This is a genomic window from Mesorhizobium sp. WSM4871 (assembly GCF_055811295.1).
This window is the reverse complement of the sequence record NZ_JBVVPU010000024.1, coordinates 26,732-43,299: the sequence shown is the minus strand read 5'-3', so window position 1 is coordinate 43,299 and position 16,568 is coordinate 26,732. Positions and strand designations below refer to the sequence as shown.

The 16,568-nt window shown below is 59.3% G+C and carries 17 protein-coding genes, 3 pseudogenes and 1 riboswitch; of the genes and pseudogenes, 12 read left to right on the top strand and 8 right to left on the bottom strand.

The window, feature by feature from the left end; translation table 11 throughout:
• Positions 1-488 precede the first annotated feature (488 nt).
• A pseudogene (locus AC0L2H_RS30895) lies at positions 489-678 on the top strand (aldehyde dehydrogenase family protein); the annotation flags it as partial.
• 45 nt (positions 679-723) lie between these two features.
• On the opposite strand, the gene AC0L2H_RS30890 reads toward AC0L2H_RS30895, so the two are convergent.
• Genes AC0L2H_RS30890 through AC0L2H_RS30880 form a run of 3 tightly spaced genes read right to left on the bottom strand, consistent with a single transcriptional unit; the run spans position 724 to position 2,943 of the window.
• Positions 724-1,128, bottom strand: coding sequence for a ubiquitination-like system serine protease family protein (locus tag AC0L2H_RS30890; RefSeq protein ID WP_027047811.1), 405 nt, complete (start codon positions 1,126-1,128; stop codon positions 724-726).
• Positions 1,125-2,312 (bottom strand): ThiF family adenylyltransferase, encoded by a 1,188-nt coding sequence (locus AC0L2H_RS30885; protein ID WP_019863500.1) that lies wholly within the window; start codon positions 2,310-2,312, stop codon positions 1,125-1,127. The genes AC0L2H_RS30890 and AC0L2H_RS30885 overlap by 4 nt, the downstream gene beginning before the upstream one ends.
• The gene (locus tag AC0L2H_RS30880) at positions 2,287-2,943 is read right to left on the bottom strand and encodes a multiubiquitin domain-containing protein (protein WP_032921563.1); all 657 of its coding nucleotides are present in this window, start codon (positions 2,941-2,943) and stop codon (positions 2,287-2,289) included. Before AC0L2H_RS30880 ends, AC0L2H_RS30885 begins: the two co-directional genes overlap by 26 nt.
• A 148-nt stretch (positions 2,944-3,091) precedes the next feature.
• Between AC0L2H_RS30880 and AC0L2H_RS30875 the strand changes: the two genes are divergently transcribed.
• The 5 genes from AC0L2H_RS30875 to AC0L2H_RS30855 all read left to right on the top strand — a co-directional run bounded on the left by AC0L2H_RS30875 (position 3,092) and on the right by AC0L2H_RS30855 (position 6,516).
• The gene (locus tag AC0L2H_RS30875) at positions 3,092-3,298 is read left to right on the top strand and encodes a ribbon-helix-helix protein, CopG family (RefSeq protein WP_032921561.1); all 207 of its coding nucleotides are present in this window, start codon (positions 3,092-3,094) and stop codon (positions 3,296-3,298) included.
• Positions 3,295-3,942, top strand: a complete 648-nt coding sequence (locus tag AC0L2H_RS30870; RefSeq protein ID WP_019863497.1) for a hypothetical protein — start codon at positions 3,295-3,297, stop codon at positions 3,940-3,942. Before AC0L2H_RS30875 ends, AC0L2H_RS30870 begins: the two co-directional genes overlap by 4 nt.
• A gap of 15 nt (positions 3,943-3,957) precedes the next feature.
• Complete coding sequence (locus AC0L2H_RS30865) at positions 3,958-4,485, top strand: helix-turn-helix domain-containing protein (RefSeq protein WP_032920912.1); 528 nt, start codon at positions 3,958-3,960, stop codon at positions 4,483-4,485.
• Positions 4,482-5,438 (top strand): ImmA/IrrE family metallo-endopeptidase, encoded by a 957-nt coding sequence (locus AC0L2H_RS30860; RefSeq protein WP_019863494.1) that lies wholly within the window; start codon positions 4,482-4,484, stop codon positions 5,436-5,438. Before AC0L2H_RS30865 ends, AC0L2H_RS30860 begins: the two co-directional genes overlap by 4 nt.
• Before the next feature lie 868 nt (positions 5,439-6,306).
• The gene (locus tag AC0L2H_RS30855; RefSeq protein WP_019863493.1) at positions 6,307-6,516 is read left to right on the top strand and encodes a hypothetical protein; all 210 of its coding nucleotides are present in this window, start codon (positions 6,307-6,309) and stop codon (positions 6,514-6,516) included.
• A gap of 291 nt (positions 6,517-6,807) precedes the next feature.
• Here AC0L2H_RS30855 and AC0L2H_RS30850 read toward each other — a convergent pair whose 3' ends face one another.
• The 3 genes and pseudogenes from AC0L2H_RS30850 to AC0L2H_RS30840 form a co-directional block, all read right to left on the bottom strand.
• Positions 6,808-7,263, bottom strand: coding sequence for a GNAT family N-acetyltransferase (locus AC0L2H_RS30850; RefSeq protein WP_019863490.1), 456 nt, complete (start codon positions 7,261-7,263; stop codon positions 6,808-6,810).
• Positions 7,264-7,692: 429 nt separating this feature from the next.
• Positions 7,693-8,783 (bottom strand): annotated as a pseudogene (locus AC0L2H_RS30845) (threonine aldolase family protein).
• Between the two features lie 71 nt (positions 8,784-8,854).
• Positions 8,855-9,730 (bottom strand): AraC family transcriptional regulator, encoded by an 876-nt coding sequence (locus AC0L2H_RS30840; protein WP_019863489.1) that lies wholly within the window; start codon positions 9,728-9,730, stop codon positions 8,855-8,857.
• Positions 9,731-9,904: 174 nt separating this feature from the next.
• Between AC0L2H_RS30840 and AC0L2H_RS30835 the strand changes: the two genes are divergently transcribed.
• From AC0L2H_RS30835 to AC0L2H_RS30815, 5 genes are all read left to right on the top strand, one after another.
• Positions 9,905-10,276, top strand: a complete 372-nt coding sequence (locus AC0L2H_RS30835) for a transposase (RefSeq protein WP_019863488.1) — start codon at positions 9,905-9,907, stop codon at positions 10,274-10,276.
• Between the two features lie 230 nt (positions 10,277-10,506).
• Positions 10,507-11,199 (top strand): OmpW/AlkL family protein, encoded by a 693-nt coding sequence (locus AC0L2H_RS30830; protein WP_019863487.1) that lies wholly within the window; start codon positions 10,507-10,509, stop codon positions 11,197-11,199.
• 259 nt (positions 11,200-11,458) lie between these two features.
• A complete protein-coding gene (locus AC0L2H_RS30825) occupies positions 11,459-11,896 on the top strand; it encodes a hypothetical protein (RefSeq protein WP_473593504.1) in 438 nt (145 codons plus the stop codon).
• Positions 11,851-12,432 carry a cytochrome P450 family protein gene (locus tag AC0L2H_RS30820; protein ID WP_223217795.1) on the top strand — a complete coding sequence of 194 codons (582 nt, stop codon included), beginning with the start codon at positions 11,851-11,853 and terminating at the stop codon, positions 12,430-12,432. Before AC0L2H_RS30825 ends, AC0L2H_RS30820 begins: the two co-directional genes overlap by 46 nt.
• A gap of 417 nt (positions 12,433-12,849) precedes the next feature.
• The gene (locus AC0L2H_RS30815) at positions 12,850-14,307 is read left to right on the top strand and encodes an NAD-dependent succinate-semialdehyde dehydrogenase (protein WP_019863486.1); all 1,458 of its coding nucleotides are present in this window, start codon (positions 12,850-12,852) and stop codon (positions 14,305-14,307) included.
• Positions 14,308-14,443: 136 nt separating this feature from the next.
• A riboswitch (cobalamin riboswitch) is annotated at positions 14,444-14,643 on the top strand.
• A gap of 127 nt (positions 14,644-14,770) precedes the next feature.
• Here AC0L2H_RS30815 and AC0L2H_RS30810 read toward each other — a convergent pair.
• Positions 14,771-14,920 (bottom strand): annotated as a pseudogene (locus AC0L2H_RS30810) (DUF982 domain-containing protein); the annotation flags it as partial.
• Positions 14,921-15,164: 244 nt separating this feature from the next.
• On the opposite strand from AC0L2H_RS30810, the gene AC0L2H_RS30805 reads away from it, so the two are divergent.
• Entirely contained in the window at positions 15,165-15,629 is a 465-nt protein-coding gene (locus AC0L2H_RS30805) for a Ros/MucR family transcriptional regulator (protein ID WP_019863481.1), read from the top strand.
• A gap of 258 nt (positions 15,630-15,887) precedes the next feature.
• Here the strand turns inward: AC0L2H_RS30805 and AC0L2H_RS30800 are convergent, their stop codons facing one another.
• Positions 15,888-16,487 carry a cold-shock protein gene (locus tag AC0L2H_RS30800; RefSeq protein WP_080643883.1) on the bottom strand — a complete coding sequence of 200 codons (600 nt, stop codon included), beginning with the start codon at positions 16,485-16,487 and terminating at the stop codon, positions 15,888-15,890.
• Positions 16,488-16,568 lie beyond the last annotated feature (81 nt).

Below are 16,568 nucleotides of genomic sequence, written 5' to 3'. Positions count from 1 at the left end.
CAACCTAAGTCAGCCGGCCATGAGCGCGGCCGTCGCCCGGCTGCGCGATTATTTCAACGATGAACTGGTCGTCCGTGCACAATGAAAGCGGATCAGGCTGCGACAGGTTTTGTCAGCCGCTTGAGCGCTGCGATGAGCAGCCAGAAGCTGCCTGAACCAGTTAAGAAGCAGCGAGACGTCGTAGCCGGCGGCCGCCAGGATGGCGGTGCGCCTTTTAAATCGGACGCTTCTTGGATATTCCACACTTGGGTGTGAACCGGTTGCCCGGCGAGCTGTCGCTAGAAGTCCGTCTTTGCGACAATCACAATATGGCCCTTCAGGTCAAAATGTCGAGGAAAACCCGGGATTTCGCAGATGGAAGGTATGGGCACCCCTGCATCGGTTTCCCCAAAATGGGGCCACGACCCCACGATTCCAAGAGGTAGGCCTGTCTATCTCTCTCTCCCCACAAGCGAAACTCCGCGGTTGGCGCCGCCGACACGGCAGAGAAGCAGCCGATCGGCGTTATTGGCACGATCACGCTGCAGAATTTTCCCGGCTTCAATGGTCGCGCGCAAGATCTCGCCGGCACTGGCGGCGGGCTGCACCGAGATATTGAAACCCGCCGAACAGACGCCGCTTTTTGCAGGCGCAATGGTTGCGCTCGCGGGAGAGGCAGGCTTTCCCGAAGGCGTCGTCACCTGATCTGTGCCTGCAAACGCGATGCCGCCGGCTGCACACTGATTAGCCGATGAACTTGATCCACAGGCGCTTGAACCATGCGAGGATGGCCCCGAGCCCCTTCGGCTGGGCGCCGCGCTTGAGAAGGCGGTCATAGGCGCGGCCGGCTTCGATCTGCTCGCGAGACATCTTGCCCGCCCAATGGATTCGGCCACGTTTGATGATGTAGTGTGAGCCACAAGGGAAGTCGTGGTTGCCGATCGACGGCCAGATCGAGGCGCCCTCGTCCTCCATGACAAAGTCATATTCGGTTGCAACGAGCGGTGTTGAAACCTCCTCACCACACCCACAGGCGCAATTATGGAGGGCAACGTGGCATTGGCGCGACACGTAAAGGACCCCGTCTTCCAGCTGTTCGGGAATGTCTTCGACAAAGACCGTTGCAAGACAATCCACCCGAGCCATCATGCCCCCCGGTTCGTGATATTGTTGCCCTCGATCATGTACGTCGCGTTCTTTTCGTTGCGTTCATCACGATAGAAGGTCAGCCAGCGCTTCCAGCGCATGATCGCCATGATCGCGTTCAACGAATTGAGCTCGGCGATCTGGATTTCGGTTCCGTACACATCGGCCTCTTCATCGTCGTCACCGAACGACAGATGGGTCGCCACTTCCGCCCAGGGCGTGCCGGGGGCAATGAAAGTCGCCCGTGCGCAGCCGTCGAGCGTGTTGTCGTCGAGCCCAAGACCAATGCCAGTGTCGACGAACGGAATGCCCAGGCGAACCAACCCTTCGGCAATGACGCGCCGCGACGATCCCTTGTCAACACAGACAAAGACGAAGTCATAACCTGCAAATTCATCAATGTTGTCAGCCTTGACCCTAGTGGCGTGCGGCTTCACGCCCTTGTGCATACGCGCGTAAAGCGCTGCGTAATAATCTACCTTGCGGGGAAAATTCTTCGCCAGCGCCAGTTCGGGAGCACCGGGCGAACGGAAAAGATTGTGGTTGAGAAGTTGATCGTCGTCGTAGATGTGGATCTCGGCAACGCGGGTCTTGGCGGCGAGATCGAGCAGATAGGCACCTGTGCCGCCAAGGCCGATGATAGCAATGCGGCCCTTGAGCTTGCGGTTGGCGATGACGATTCCATAGCGGGCTGACGCAGAATCGGGGATCGCGAAGGGGCTATCGTCCTCTGCGCTGGCTAACGTGACGCCTGTGCGCGCGTTCGCGGTCTTGTCGTGCGACCGCGCAGCGGCGCCGAGGTGAGATTCGTAGGTGACGACCTTGTCGTAAATGTTGGCATACCGGCCAGTCCCTTCTGGCTTCGACGAGAAGTAATGGTGGACCTTGATGTCGGATCCGACGGTCGCCTCGTTGCTGTTGTGGATGATATTGGTCATCGGCGTACCATCGCGATGGCAAGGCGTCTCTCCGGTGAACCACATGGTGTGGCCGGTTTGTGGAGTCGAGGTCAGGCCTTCGCTATCCAGCGACAGAATGCAGACAAGCGTGCCGCGGCCAAGCGACATGTCGCGCTTCACGTAGGGCACGCTGTGAACGAGAAGGACGAGCTCGCGCATCTCGAGCTCAAACCCCTCGTCCAGCAGCCGCTTCAGATGCGGATCACGACTTATCAGATCGGCGGACATTGAAGACCATCCCGTTCTTGACTTCGATCTTCTCGCCCTCGACCAGATCACCTTCCGCGCCGTGGACACCTTTCAGGTAGGTGATCGTGTACTTGAACTTCTCAAAATCGGCGTCGGGGTATGCGAGCAGTGCAATCTCGCGATAGCTGTGCTTTCTCCGGGGTATCGTGCGCGATCGACCGTTGATCTTGATGACCACCGTTTTCGCCTCGCGGCTGCGGATGCGCTCGACGCCATGTCCGCCAAGAACCACCGCGCCATCGGCGGGAATGACCGTATCGCCGGCGCTGTCCAGGATCAGCTCGAGTTCCTCGGCGATGCTGGCGTAGCGGTAGATGTCGAACGCGGAGATTGTCGCCGCCCCCCACTCCCAGCCACGCTCGTTGACGGTGAAAGAGAAGGTCCTGTCGCCTTTGAATGAAAGGAACTCAGGCTGGGGCATCTGTCGCAGGTCGATCGCTTCCTCAAGGCCGATCGAACGCGATGTCCTGTCGGCTATCTGGATGAGAATATAGTCGCTGGCTGGATCAAGCCCACCGCTGTTGCGGACCGCGCGACCTGAAACGATGGCGTCATCGGTAGCCACCACGCGGCCGTTCAGCTTATATGTAAAGTTCGCTGCGTCAGGCATCCAAGCCTCCTTGTTTCTCATTCTGCACAAAACATATATGCAATTTTTAGCCAATGTCTAGCTAATTAATGGCTATTTTGTAATCTTTTTTTGATTGACAATTATGGAGTTTATAGCTACGTAAACGATGCCGGTTAGGGAGGCGCCTATGAAGCGTACAATGACGCTTAACCTGTCGGACGCGGAAATGAGCGTCCTTGAAGCCATGTGTGAAGAAAAAGGGTTGTCCAAAACCGCGCTCGTTCGCCAGGCGCTGCGGCTCTACAAATCAGTCGACGATCGACTGGCGCGTGGCGAAAAGGTGTTTGTCGAAAGCGCCGATAAATCAGAAAAAGTAGAGCTGATGGTTCTATGAAAGAGCTGATCGATCGCGTCTTTCTCTTAAATCGCGCAACAGGCCGGTTCGAAGATGCAGATCTGTATCATGGCCTGGACAGCACCAATCTCGCGCATATCGAAGGACGCTGGCGACCGCTTTTTGAGTTGCGTCGCAGGGAAGCCAAGGCCTCTCTTCAGACTTTAGCGGAGGTCAATGCCGAAGACGCCCATTGGGAATGGGGCAAGAAGGCGCTGGCTGCGCTGAACGACCCGTTCCTGTTCGATTTCTTCGTGCTCGAATGTGGTGGCAGCACACAGGCCATCATGATGACGCGCAAAGGTGGCCAAGACTGCTTCAGTCGCCATCCCGAGCATCAGCGAATGCCGCTGATCTACGTGGAGTTTCTGGCGACGGCGCCATGGAATCGACCAAAGCTGGTTGCTGAGCCGACTTACAAGGGTGCGGGGCGTGCGCTCGTTGGCACAGCCGTCAGCTTGAGCCTGGAAGAAGAGTTTGGTGGCCGGATCGGTCTGCATTCCCTTCCTGGCGCAGAAGTTTTCTACCGGGATGCGATCGGAATGACGGATCTTGGAGCGGATAGCGAAGGGGTGCATAAAGGGCTGAGATACTTCGAGCTTTCCAGCAGGGATGCTGCGACTTTCCTATCCGTGCAACACTAACAAGAGGAGTCGACCATGAAATTACATTTCACTGCCGATTGGCTACGCAGCCATATCGAACATGATCCAGATGTCGATTGCGACGCGGGACTCCCGCTGCGCGATGCAGCTCCGCTTGAGCGTCTTATGCAGGAGAAGTCTCGTCATCAAGCAACCGCGGGGCAGCCTTCGGCTGCCCCCGAACAGAAATCTGTTGTGCTGTTTAAATTGGTGCATCAGCTTCGACGCAAGGACGGATTGAGCATTGCGCAGTTGGCTGCCAAAATTCGTGTTGATGCGGCGGAATTGGAGAAGGTGGAAAAGGATCCCTGCTATGTTCCAGGCCCGCGTACCGTTCATCAGCTGGCCGAGTTCATTGGGGTTTCAGCACGTGCTGTAGAACAGCTGACCGCGGCGTCGTCTGCGCAGAACGACAATCTCACCGAAGCGGCGCATCGTTTTGCCGCGAGTTCGGACGACCTATCGAAGCTAAGCCAGGCTGAAAGGCGCGACCTCAACGATTTCGTCAAGGTACTGGCGTCAATCGATAAGAAGAATGGATGACCATGTCCGCGATTGAGCCGATAATTGGGGACTTTGAGCGCCAAGATATCCATGAGCACATATCACGTTTGCTCCGTGATCTCGGCAATCCAGAGCCCCCGTTACGGCTCGAGCAGGTACGCGCGCTGCAAAAGCTTGACCTTACCTATTACAGCAAAGCGAACTTGAGCCTACTGGATGAGATCGCCCACCGGGCGCGAATCGCTGGCAACGAGATCACCAGTACGGCCAAGCGCATGGTCGATGTCGTCCAGCAATATGGCCTTCGTGGTATCCTTATGCTGAAGGAAGGCGACAAGCGGATCTTCATCGATGATGATGTGGCCGAGCTGAAGCGACGCTTCCTCATCGCACATGAGATTACGCATGACCTTCTGCCTTGGCATCGCTCCCTGCTTCTGGGCGACAATGAGTCGACGCTGAATCCGACATTCCATCAGGCAATGGAGGCGGAAGCCAATTATGGCGGGCGCCGTCTGTTGTTTCTCGGGGGAAGATTTCGTCCCGAAGCGCTCGACTGCTCATTTGAATGGAAGAGCATCGAGCAGCTTCGCAAGCGCTACGGGAACACCCTTACGACAACGCTTTGGCAAATGGTTTGCGAACGCGATCCGGAATTTCCTGCCTTCGGCGTTGTCAGCCGGCATCCCTATCACAGGGATATCTGCGAGAAGGCGGGCAATGACAATGTGGCCTATTTCCCGAGATCGAAAGCGCTTGCTGAGCACTTTCCCGGCATCACCACCGAAGTTGCCTATTCCGCCATCTGCGATCACGCAACGAACCGCAAGCGGGGTCCGGTGGGCGAAGGCGAAAGCATCTTTTATGACGCGAACGGCGAACCGCATATATTCTGGTTGCACAGCTTCTCAAATACTTATGATTTGCTCACTTACTGCATCTATAAGAAGAAACACCAACGCATTTCTCCCGTCGGCTTCAGGGCAGCCTGATTACCAACAGACGGGTATTTCAAGTGCCCGATGACAGCACAAAGGCGGCCGCTTGCGGCCCGAGGCTGCCGGAAAGCAATGCCCCGCATTCCAGCCGCTCAGTCGATCGTTGCGCTCTTTGAAGCGGACGAACTGTCGAGAGCTGTGGGATGCGGTAGCGGTATTTTGCCTTGTCGGGAGGCCTGAACGCGCTGCAGATAGCGGCCCATCAGCGGCCAAACGGTCGAGTCGATCAGCGAGCCCTCGAGGACGTACCTGCCGTGCCTTTGAAAACGGCGGATCCGACAGATGCCCGTAAGGATCGCTGCCTTCGTTGGAAACCTGGTTTTCCCCGCTTCGCCTCGCAGCCATGCGGTCCGACGAAAAAACTGCTGTCAGGGCGGCCACACAAATCCGATGGCAGAGGAACAATCCGGCATTACGAAACGAGCGCGGCCGATGCGAAATATGTGGGTCTGTCTTTCCTCTCAGGGAGTCTTTCGACTCCGGACATGGGTACTGCCAGCTCTCGTCGGCAATCGTGCCTTCCGTGGCTCGGCGGTCTCACGCAGAGCGAAGCGAGCGGGGTAAATACCGTGATGCCGGCGGACCGTGACGACTGGCCCCACTTTACCCTTTGAGCCCGGCGACCTCGATCTGATCCGGCGTGGCCGATGGGGACAAGGACTTCTCCGAGCCTGCACTGATGCGAGGGACCGCTCCGTAAGCGGGTTTGGTCGAAAGAGACTGATCAGCGCAAGGGCATTATTCGCATCACCACATAAACATCTCGTTATATGGCAATTAACAAGAAGCGAAGTGCCGGTGATTGTGCGCATGTCATCCGACCGAGCGAACTTAGTTCGGCAGGTTCAAGACTCTGCTGGCGATGACGGCTCCGCTGGTCTCTCGTTCCACCGAGCAGGACTGCAACCGTCTGTACATGGTGAAGAGCGAGACCAAGGACGCGGTGGCGCTTATTGCCGAGACCCTTATGGCACGCCCTGAAGCCGTTCAGCAAACGCTCGAATCGCCGGATCGCTGTCTGGGACAGGCCGCAGCCGAACGGGCCCGGCAGCTCGCCCAGCTGGATGATTGATCCAGGTTCTGCAGATCGAAGAGCGGCGCTTGGTCACCGAGAGCGCCGCTGTGCTAAAGCGTAGGCTCGAAGCCGAAACGGAGGTCGATCGCCAGGAGGCGTCACAAGGCCGCTTCGTCGCAGAACGTGAGGAAGTCCAAGCCAAAACGCTGATGCCAAAGGCACGGAGGTGCCCTGACCTGCGAAAATAATCAACTATCGACCATTCGGCTGTAGCATTAGGATGGTCCGCTCGCATTCCCTCACATTGTGCGACAGGTTGCTGTGAGCAGCCCATAGCAAACTCTGAGTCTAGATCATCCGACAGAGCCGAGGGCCGAGCTCCTCAAACCCGTTCCGCAGATAGAAATCGAGCGTGCGCTTCCATTTTGGTTGCCTGGGCGCTGCAAGCTCAAGTCGCTTCCAACCACGCGCATGGCTTTCCTGCGAGGCGACCTCTAGCAGATGAGGGGCGATACCTTTGGAGCGCTTTTCGGGTCGAACATACAGCTCCGAAATATAGCCGAACTTACCTCCTGGATAGATCGCCGTGCATTCATTCAGCACCATGATGCCGACCGGCTCGCCATCTGCAGTTGCGATCACAACGAGCACGCCAGCGTCGGCAAGCATTATCTCCGCGCTTTGTCTCACGTCGTCGGGCGCGGGAGCTTTCCCGCCAGTGAGTTCATCGAGTAGCGCGTGAATAAAACGGACGACCGTCCCTGCGTCCGTTGCGTTGGCGCGGCGAGTAGATATGGAAGGCATATTTTCTCCTGCTAGTGGTCAAAATTCCGATTGATGCTGCCACCCGCGCAGGTCCGACTCACTCTCTTAAGTAATGTCTGACTAAATGGACAGCATTTTTCGTAAAAAATATGATAAAAGAATGCAAAATAAATATCACAAGTATTGAGGATCACGGATGAATTTAGGTGAATTGCGCCTAGGGGAGACCTTCTTACAGAAAATCAACCTGGTCACATTGTTACCGCACGGTGAAGCCCCCTGCCGAGGTAAGATGAATTTGTAGGTCTGAGCTGGGACAGAAGATACAGCCTGAGATGCTCGTGCGCTCGTGCGGCCAGAACGCTCGGATCATCAATGCAGTCGAGCAAAGAGGACATCCCTTAGAGGCCTATGACAATGCCTTGAACGGTCCGTGACGGGCGGCGAGAGCGCTCGACGGCGCCACACTCATTCGGCGCCAGCCGGAACACGAGCCGAGCCGACCGGTGCGCAGAGGCTGGTCGCCGCGCCGATCAAGTCGGACACGTCGGCCCCGGTCGTCGCGAAAGAGGTGACGAACCTCACGATCCCGGGCTCCCAGCGGTCATGGTAGAAGCGGAATCCCATGTCGAGCAGCCCCCGGATTAGCGACGTGGGAAGTCGGCAGAATAGGATGTTGGCCTCGGGACGCTGCTGGATCTCCACACCCGGCACGGCGGCCAAACCTTGCGCCAGCGCCGACGCCATCGCGTTGGCATGAGCCGCGTTGCGAAGCCAGACACCGTCTCGCAAATAGCCGTCCATCTGCGCCGCCATGAAGCGCATCTTGGAGCTCAACTGGCCGGCCCGCTTGCGGCGAAAGGCGATCGTGCTCGCGAGATCCCTGCGAAATGAGATGACCGCATCGACCCCAAACGTTCCGTTCTTCGTGGCGCCAAACGACACAAGGTCGACGCCGGCCTTCCACGTCATCTCGGCCGGCGAGCAGCCGAGAGTGACGAGGGCATTGGCGAAGCGGGCGCCGTCCATGTGAAGTGGCAGGTCCGCCGATCGGCAGATATGGCCGATCGCCTTGATCTCATCGAGCCGTAGACCGATCCCACCTCGGTCGCCTGCGTGATGCTGACGCTGGAGGGCTGGACCGAGTGGACGTCGCCCAGCATGCGCTTCGCGTTGGCCGCCAGGGCGTCGATGTCGATCTTGCCGGCGTCGCCCGGGAGCTGCACCAACTTCGCACCGGCGGTGTAGAATTCCGGCGCGCCGCACTCGTCGCGGTTGATGTGTGCTTCGGCATGCGAAAGGACGCTGCCCCATGGCGGCGTCATCGCCGCGAGCGCCAGCGCGTTCGCCGCCGACCCCGTCGAGACGAGGAACACGTCGACCTCATGCTCGAACACCTCGGCAAGTCGGCGCTCGACGGTGTGCGTCAGCTCATCGTTGCCGTAGGGAAGCGCCTGACCCGAAGCGCACTCCGTGATGGCTGCGATCACCGCGGGAGAGGCGCCGGCGATGTTGTCGCTGGTGAAGCCGCGGGGGCGTGCCTGCTTGCTGTCGCTCATGGTCTTGACGCTCGTTTCATCCGTTGAGCGTCCAAGCTAGACGGTTCGCCGCGCGCTTTATTGAACAATATTCAAGCTGAGAGATAACGTGCCGGCGTCACTCCCAACACGGCCTTGAAGTGTCGGGTCAGATGGCTCTGGTCTGCGAACCCGACCGCCACGGCGACCTGGGCGACGTGCTGACCTCGCCTCAACAGCCGTCGCGCCTCGTCGATGCGGACCTGGATCAGGTAGCGGGTGGGGGGCAACCCGAAATGCGCCTTGAAGCCATCGATCAACGTCGCCTTGGAGCATCCGGCGAGGGCGGCCAAGGCGGCGAGCTGCAGAACTTCGTCAAAGTGGGCATGGATGAAGTCACATACGTCGCGGAACCTCGGTGGCACGAATTTTGGCTCAGCAACGCGCGACCTGCCGACTTGTGCGAAGACGTGGGGCAGGAAACGGATCAGATGCTCCTCGATCTCCAGTGCCGAGCTGTGCTCATGTTCAAGCAGGCGCCAAAGCGCGCTGAGGCCGTACGCAACAGGGGCATTCTCCTGGAACGGGCTTTTGAAGTCGATCGTTCCGGGTTCGTGTTGGCCGCTGCCCTCAAGGACTTGCCGGACAAGGCCTTCGGGCATGTAGAAGATCTTCTGGCTCCAGCCAAGATCGTCACCAGCACCCCCGAAATGCGGTTCGCCGGGCGCGAAGGTCGCGACGGTGCCGCTACCGGCGTGCCAAACCTCGCCTCGGCACCAGACATCATGGACGCCTCGCTCGATCAGCCCGATCAGATACTCGTTGTGGACATGCTTGGAGAAATCCTGCCGGTGATAGTCCGCCGCCAGGTAATCGAGCCCGCCAAGGACATCGGAGTGCTTCATCACCGCACGATTGCGCGGCGGCCGGCCCGGAGGTTCAGAACGGCCACGCGCCTTTTCGCCGCATTCTATGGCGGTATCGGCCACTTGATGATCAATCCAGGTTGGTCATCACAACGATATCGTGCCCTCGTAGCGAATTTCAAACCGAAGCAGGATTAATTGACGCCCGAAGAGGGGCCTGCTGCAGGGCGGGCAGCGGACTGGCGGGATTAATCGTGTTTCAAGCTTGGGATGTGGACCCGAGCGACTCCTGGCCGGATGGCCGATATCGAGAAGATCAAGCGTTATCCCCCCGATCTGACGGATGAGGAATGGTCGCGGATACAACCGTTCCTGCCGGGCGCGGCCAAGACCGGACGGCGCGTGGTGACGGACTTGCGCGAGGTCTTGAACGCGATCCGCTACATGGCCCGATCGGATGGCGGCTGGCGCATTCTGTCAAAGGATTTCCCGCCCATATCGGTCGCGGTCGAGACGCCTTACGGACATGCCCACGGACTGCGCCAACTGGCTGGAACGTTCCCCGGCCTGACGGCGAAGCAGCAGGCGACGATCAAGGCGCTGAACGCAGAATACGCCAAAACTCGAAGCCGAGTGCCAGCGTGCCAACGAACTGCCGGCCGATGTTGACGAACGGCTGCCAGGGGCGGCTACGGCTGCACTCATTGTCGGCTCTTCGACGAAGTCGGACATGAGACACCGCGCTATCGGAGTGACCGCATTGTTCTGCAACGATTTTCTCATTTGGCACGACACATGCGAGGGCTCTCCCGCATGAGCGCTCCGTCAATCTCAATTGATGCGAGCAGGATTCAATCAAGGCGCAGTGCGTCGCTTCTGAAGATCAAGGAGAGAAAAGTATGGCGAGAGCGCGAATTGGCGTGGCGCGGGCAATGACAGCGGCTGTCGTCCTCATCGTTGCTGGACAAGCCGGCGCGGCAGATATTGGGCAAGCCGCGAGCGTGCCGCAGGCAGAAGCCTGGGTCGCGGAAGCGCCAAGCCCCTGGCAGATCCGCCTGCGGGCGTTGGGGGTGATCACCGAGGATTCGGGCTATGTCAATGCGGTGCCCGGCTCCGGTCTTTCGTATTCGAACACCGTGACGCCGGAACTCGATATCTCATATTTCTTCACGGACAACATCGCCGCCGAACTCATACTCGGCACCACCTATGCCAACATCGGTGGCCAGGGTGCGATCGGCGGGCTGGGCAAGGTCGGCAAGGTGTGGCTGCTGCCGCCCACGGTGACATTGCAGTATCATTTTACCGATTTCGGCGCCTTCGAGCCCTATCTCGGCGCCGGCGTGAACTATACGATCTTCTATCATCAGCAAGCCGGCAGCGCCGATGATCTCAAGGTCAAGAACACATTCGGCGCCGCGCTGCAGGTCGGATTCGACTACATGGTGGACGAGCACTGGGGCGTCAACTTCGACGTGAAGAAGCTTTTCCTCAAGCCCGACTTCGACGTCACTGTCGCCGGCGCCAAGCTCACAGGCAAGGCCAATCTCGATCCCTGGTTGATAGGCGCAGGTGTCACTTACCGCTTCTAATTTCGAAAGGACCCTGAAGGGGCACTCTTCGAAGTCCGCGCGCGGATCTTCCGTGCCGAGAAGTGGACCCGCGATGGTCTTGAAGGGGTTGTTGGCATGCGCGTAGAAAACGATCATTGCGACGTGATCGGTGTGTCCGCCGCTCCCACGCAACTTGATCGTCTTTCTTCTGCGGTTCTGCGGCAGGGGGATGGCGCGAGTGTCGCCGCCAGGCGATGTGGTGACCTGGGCGGCAGCCCGTCACCAGACGCTCAGGCAGATGCTTTCCGACCAGCGTTTCAACAAGGACTGGCGACAGTGGCGGGCGCTGCAGGACGGCGAGATTCCCGAGAATCATCTGCTGATCGGGATATGCAAAGTGGACAACATGACCACGGCGCACGGCGCCGATCACCGGCGCTTGCGCGGCCTGCTGTCCAGCAGCTTCGCGCCCAGTCGTATCGCCTTGCTGGCGCCACGGGTCGAACAATGCGTCGATCGATTCCTGGCCGAGATGGCGCAGCGCGGCGGCAGTGCCGATCTGATGAGCGAGTTCGCCGCTCCGCTGCCCACCAACGTGATCGCCGAACTGTTCGGTTTGCCGGACGAACAGCGCGAAGAGATCGTCGCGCTCACCTACAGCTGGCCAACACCTCCGCCACAGCCGAAGAAGTGCGACAGACGCGGCAGCGCATCCCGGAGTTCTTTCGTCGCCTGATCGCGCTCAAGCGGGGCCAGCTCGGCGATGATCTGGCTTCGGCCCTGATCGTCGCGCGTGACAATGGCGAGCTCGTTTCCGACACCGAGCTCATCGACATGCTGTTCATGGTGCTCTCTGCGGGCTTCGTGACCACCGCCGGCGTCATCGGCAATGGCGTGCTCGCATTGCTGAGCCATCCGCAGCAACTGCACCTGGTGCGCAGCGGCCAGGTTCCGTGGTCACTGGCGATCGAGGAGATCCTGCGCTGGGGCAGCTCAGCGGCCAATCTGCCGGTCCGCTATGCCACCCAAGGACGTGGAGATCGACGGACGCATGGTGCGCCGCGGCGACGCCGTCTGATGGCGTTCCATGCGGCGAACCGGGACGAAAAGGCCTTCGGTCCCGGCGCCGACAGGTTCGATGTCACCCGGCGGCACAACCCGCACCTGTCGTTCGGCGAGGGACCGCATTCCTGCTGGGCACTGAGCTGGCGCGTCTGGAATTGCGCTGCGCCTTCCCCGCGCTGTTCGGGAGGCTGGAGGGTCTGGCGCTGACCATCGTTGCGGAAGACGTCGTCTACATGCCGTCCTACGTCATTCGCTGCCCGCAGCGCCTGCCGGTCACCTTCCGGCCTTCCAGCGCTTAGAGCGTGCCGCATTCACCCCCGGATCCACTGATTGCGAGCGGAAGACCCGACCAGATGTTCCACGATTTGCCTGAGAAGCAGGCGCTCGCCGTGGTACCTGATGTCATCCCGACCCTCGGACGTGAGCGTTGGTCGCATACGCCCTGCCCCAGACTTCGCTGCAGCTGGCTTTTGCCGGTATCGGACGCGGCGAACCAGAATCCTCTACCAGCCGTATGGTCGAGGCCCTATAAGGAGCCCGCAGGTGCGGAGTACAAGCCGAGGCCTGCTGACATACAACTCCGCAGTGTTTGAGAGGAAGCCGGTATTGCCCCTGTGCCTGCCGATGATCCGCCACCTGAAATCCCCTGAGCTGTTTCGCGCCGTCGATCGCCTGCCGGCGCTCGGCACGCCGGTTAGCCCGCGGACATTCGAGGTCCTCAACCCGTCGAGCAGCGAAATGCTGGCAATACTTCCCGACATGGGGGTGGAGGAGACGCGCGCTGCGATCGACAAGGCCTACGCAGCGCAGCCTGGATGGGCGGGGCTGACCGCCCGAGAACGCAGCGACGTTCTGTGGCGATGGCATGAGCTGATCATGGACCACGCCGGTGATCTTGCCGCCATCCTCACTGCAGAGATGGGCAAGCCGTTTGCCGAAGCCAAGTCGGAGGTTTCGCATGCGGCCGCGTATCTGCAATGGTACGCCGAAGAAGCCAATCGCATCTATGGCGAGACGATTCCCGCACCCTCGACAGACCGTCGCATGCTGGTCATCAAGCAGCCGATCGGTGTGGTCGGCACGATTACGCCATGGAATTTCCCAGCGTCGATGGTGGCGCGCAAGATCTCGCCGGCCCTTGCGGCCGGCTGCGCGATCGTGCTCAAACCTGCTGAACAGACGCCGCTCGTGGCAGGTGCAATGTTTGCCCTCGCGCAGCAGGCCGGCTTTCCCGACGGCGTCATCAACCTGGTCTATGCGTCCGAAGGTGATGCCGTTGGACGCGAACTCTGCTCCAATCCCAAGGTTCGAAAGATCAGCTTTACGGGCTCGACCGAGGTTGGCCGGCTGCTCATGCGCCAGTGCTCCGAGCAGATCAAGAAGGTCAGCCTCGAGCTCGGCGGCAATGCCCCTTTCATTGTGTTCGACGACGCTGACATTGACGCCGCGGTTGACGGCGCAATCCAGGCGAAGTTCCGCAACGGCGGCCAGACTTGCGTTTCGGCAAACCGTCTTTACGTCCAATCGAGCGTTCACGATGCGTTCGTCGAGAAGTTCGTGGAGAAAGTCCGGCACTTGTCGGTCGGCGACGGCTTCGCTGCCGGAGTGGACATCGGACCGCTCATCGACATCCATGCTCTGGCCAAGATCGAGTCGCACATCGCAGATGCCGTTGCCAAGGGTGGGATTATTCGATGCGGGGCCGAACGCATCGGCAAGGATGGCACCTTCTTCAAGCCCACAGTGCTTACCGAAATTTCCAGCATCATGGCGGTTGCGCAAGAGGAGACTTTCGGGCCGCTGGCGCCGATCATTCGCTTCGAAGGTGCGGATCAGGTTGTGCGTGAGGCCAACGACACGATCTACGGCCTCGCTGCCTATTTCTATGCCTCGAACCTGAAGCGTGTCTGGCGCGTGGCCGAGGCATTGGAATATGGCATGGTTGGCATCAACACGGGGCGTATGTCTTCGGAAGCGGCGCCCTTTGGCGGCATGAAGCAGTCGGGCATCGGGCGGGAGGGTTCTCGCCATGGCCTCGAGGACTACCTCGAAATGAAATACCTCTGCATGGGTGGGATCTGAAGCTTCTGCTTGCACGCTCGCAAGATCCGGCAATTCAGCGGGCGTGCTGAGCACCAGGCTACGGGCAGCTGGCGAGCAGTTCGCATAATCACATAAACATCTCGTTATATGGTATTGACAAGGAGCGAAGCGGCTGTGATTGTGCGCATGTCATGGTTCTCCGCGCGGCACTGCTGTAGCGGAGCTAAGAGGGAAGCCGGTGCGATACCGGCGCTGCCCCCGCAACTGTTAGCGGCGAGCCAAGCCCATTGATGTCACTGAGGCGAACGGCCTCGGGAAGACGGGCGCAGGCTTTGACCCGCGAGCCAGGAGACCTGCCACGACGAACAATGTCCACGGGCGGGGTGTCTGGTGGTCGCGGTAGCTCGGCTTCGTGCCGCCTGCTCGCGCGTTCCTGGTCCCCCGCCCCAACCATCGGGGTATGGCATGACTGTCTCTCAACAAATTCCTGTGCATCGTAGCATGCCCTCAGGGCGGCTTCGTGGATCAGGTCCCTGCGATCTTCCGGCCATTCATTGAGAAAATCGATTGCATCCGCAAGGCCGGCAATCTCTTGGATGATGTGCGTTGCGCGCCTCACGAAAAGCGGGCTGCTGAAAGCCTCAGCGTTCATTAGTTCCTCCAACCTTCCAAATAGCCAATTTGTTTGAAGAGGCGCCGCATCGACGCGAGGCGACCCTGACACAATGTGTTGTCAGGGCGATGACGGTTCAAGAGGAAGATCCGTGACGGCGACAGGGCGTGCAGCGATCCGCCACCACATCATGCAATGGCTTGGTTGCTATCAAAGGCGGTCGTCACTATTAAGCTATGAAGTGATTCTTCACCGCCTAGTCTAAGCCCGCAGGAGCGTTTTCATGACCGACGAAACCGAGAGCAAAGCTGACAACCTCATCGAACTCACCGCCCATGTCGTCTCAGCCTATGTTTCGAACAATCCGGTTCCCGTCGGTGAACTGCCTGGGCTTATCAGCCAGATCCACATCGCATTGAAAGGCACTGCTGGTAATGCCGCACCAGAAAAGCCGGAAGCTCTCAAGCCTGCCGTACCGATCAGAAAATCGGTTACACCCGATTATATTGTCAGCCTAGAGGACGGTAAGAAGTTCAAGTCGCTCAAGCGTCACCTGGCTACCCACTATGGCCTTACACCCGACGAATATCGCGCGAAATGGGGGCTGCCGGCGGACTATCCCATGGTGGCGCCGAATTACGCTGCGGCGCGCTCGGCATTGGCCAAGACCATGGGTCTGGGCCGCAAGCCGAAGGAACCGGAAACGCCGGCACCTGCCAAGCGTGCCGGCAAGAAAGCCGCAGCCTGACCGCAGTTTTTTCAGGATCGGCTAAGGGGATCCGGCATCATTTCGCAGTCGCGAGATAAAATTTGTGCGTTGCAATATCCGCGGCGATCGGTATGATCAGGGTGTCGGCCGTCTACTCCTCCCAGATGTGGTGCCGACGCTGAATGGGGCGCACCTCCTCCCGCGTCTCATTCTAAATCGAGCCCGCTGCCACCTCCTCCCGGTAGCGGGCTTTTTCTTTGTCTGAGGGACGATTTCGGTAGGCCAACGCATTTGGCTCTAAGCGAGGCGAATGCTCCGAACTTCCGGGCCTTTCTTGCCCTGTCCGCATTGGACAAACACCTTCTGACCCTCCATCAGCATGCTGAGTCCTGAGCGGGTCAGCGCGGTGGCATGAACGAAGATGTCCTTCTCACCGTTTTCAGGAGCAATGAAGCCGAAGCCCTTTTGGGGATTGTACCACTTGACCGTGCCCTCGCTCTCCAACTGGGCGCTGGTTCCGGCGGTGGATTCTCCAGTGCAACGTGTAAGCAGCTCAGATTTCGCGGTCTGACCGCCGACCTCCAGCACTTGCGCGACCTGACGACCTCTTGGACTTTCTTCCGTTGTGACCTTCAGACGCGTTCCCTCCGAAACACTGGGGCTTCCGGCCGCCTCCAGCACCCGGATGTGCAGATAGGCCTCGATGTCCTCCGGCAATTTGACAAAGCCAAAACCCTTGCTGGTGTTGAACCAGATCACTTCGGCGTCGACAGGGTCCGCGGTTACGATCGACGAACGCTGAAAGTAGCTTGGCTCGGAAGGCCGTTCGGAAAAAGAAACCGCGCCATCGTCATGGCGATGCCGGCGTGGCTCACAATGGTCCTTATATTTGCCCATGATCGTCCGACTGGCTTGAACAACGCACTGCGCTCCTGGCAGGTAATCTCAATCGGGCGATGCATTGATGTCAATTCACCA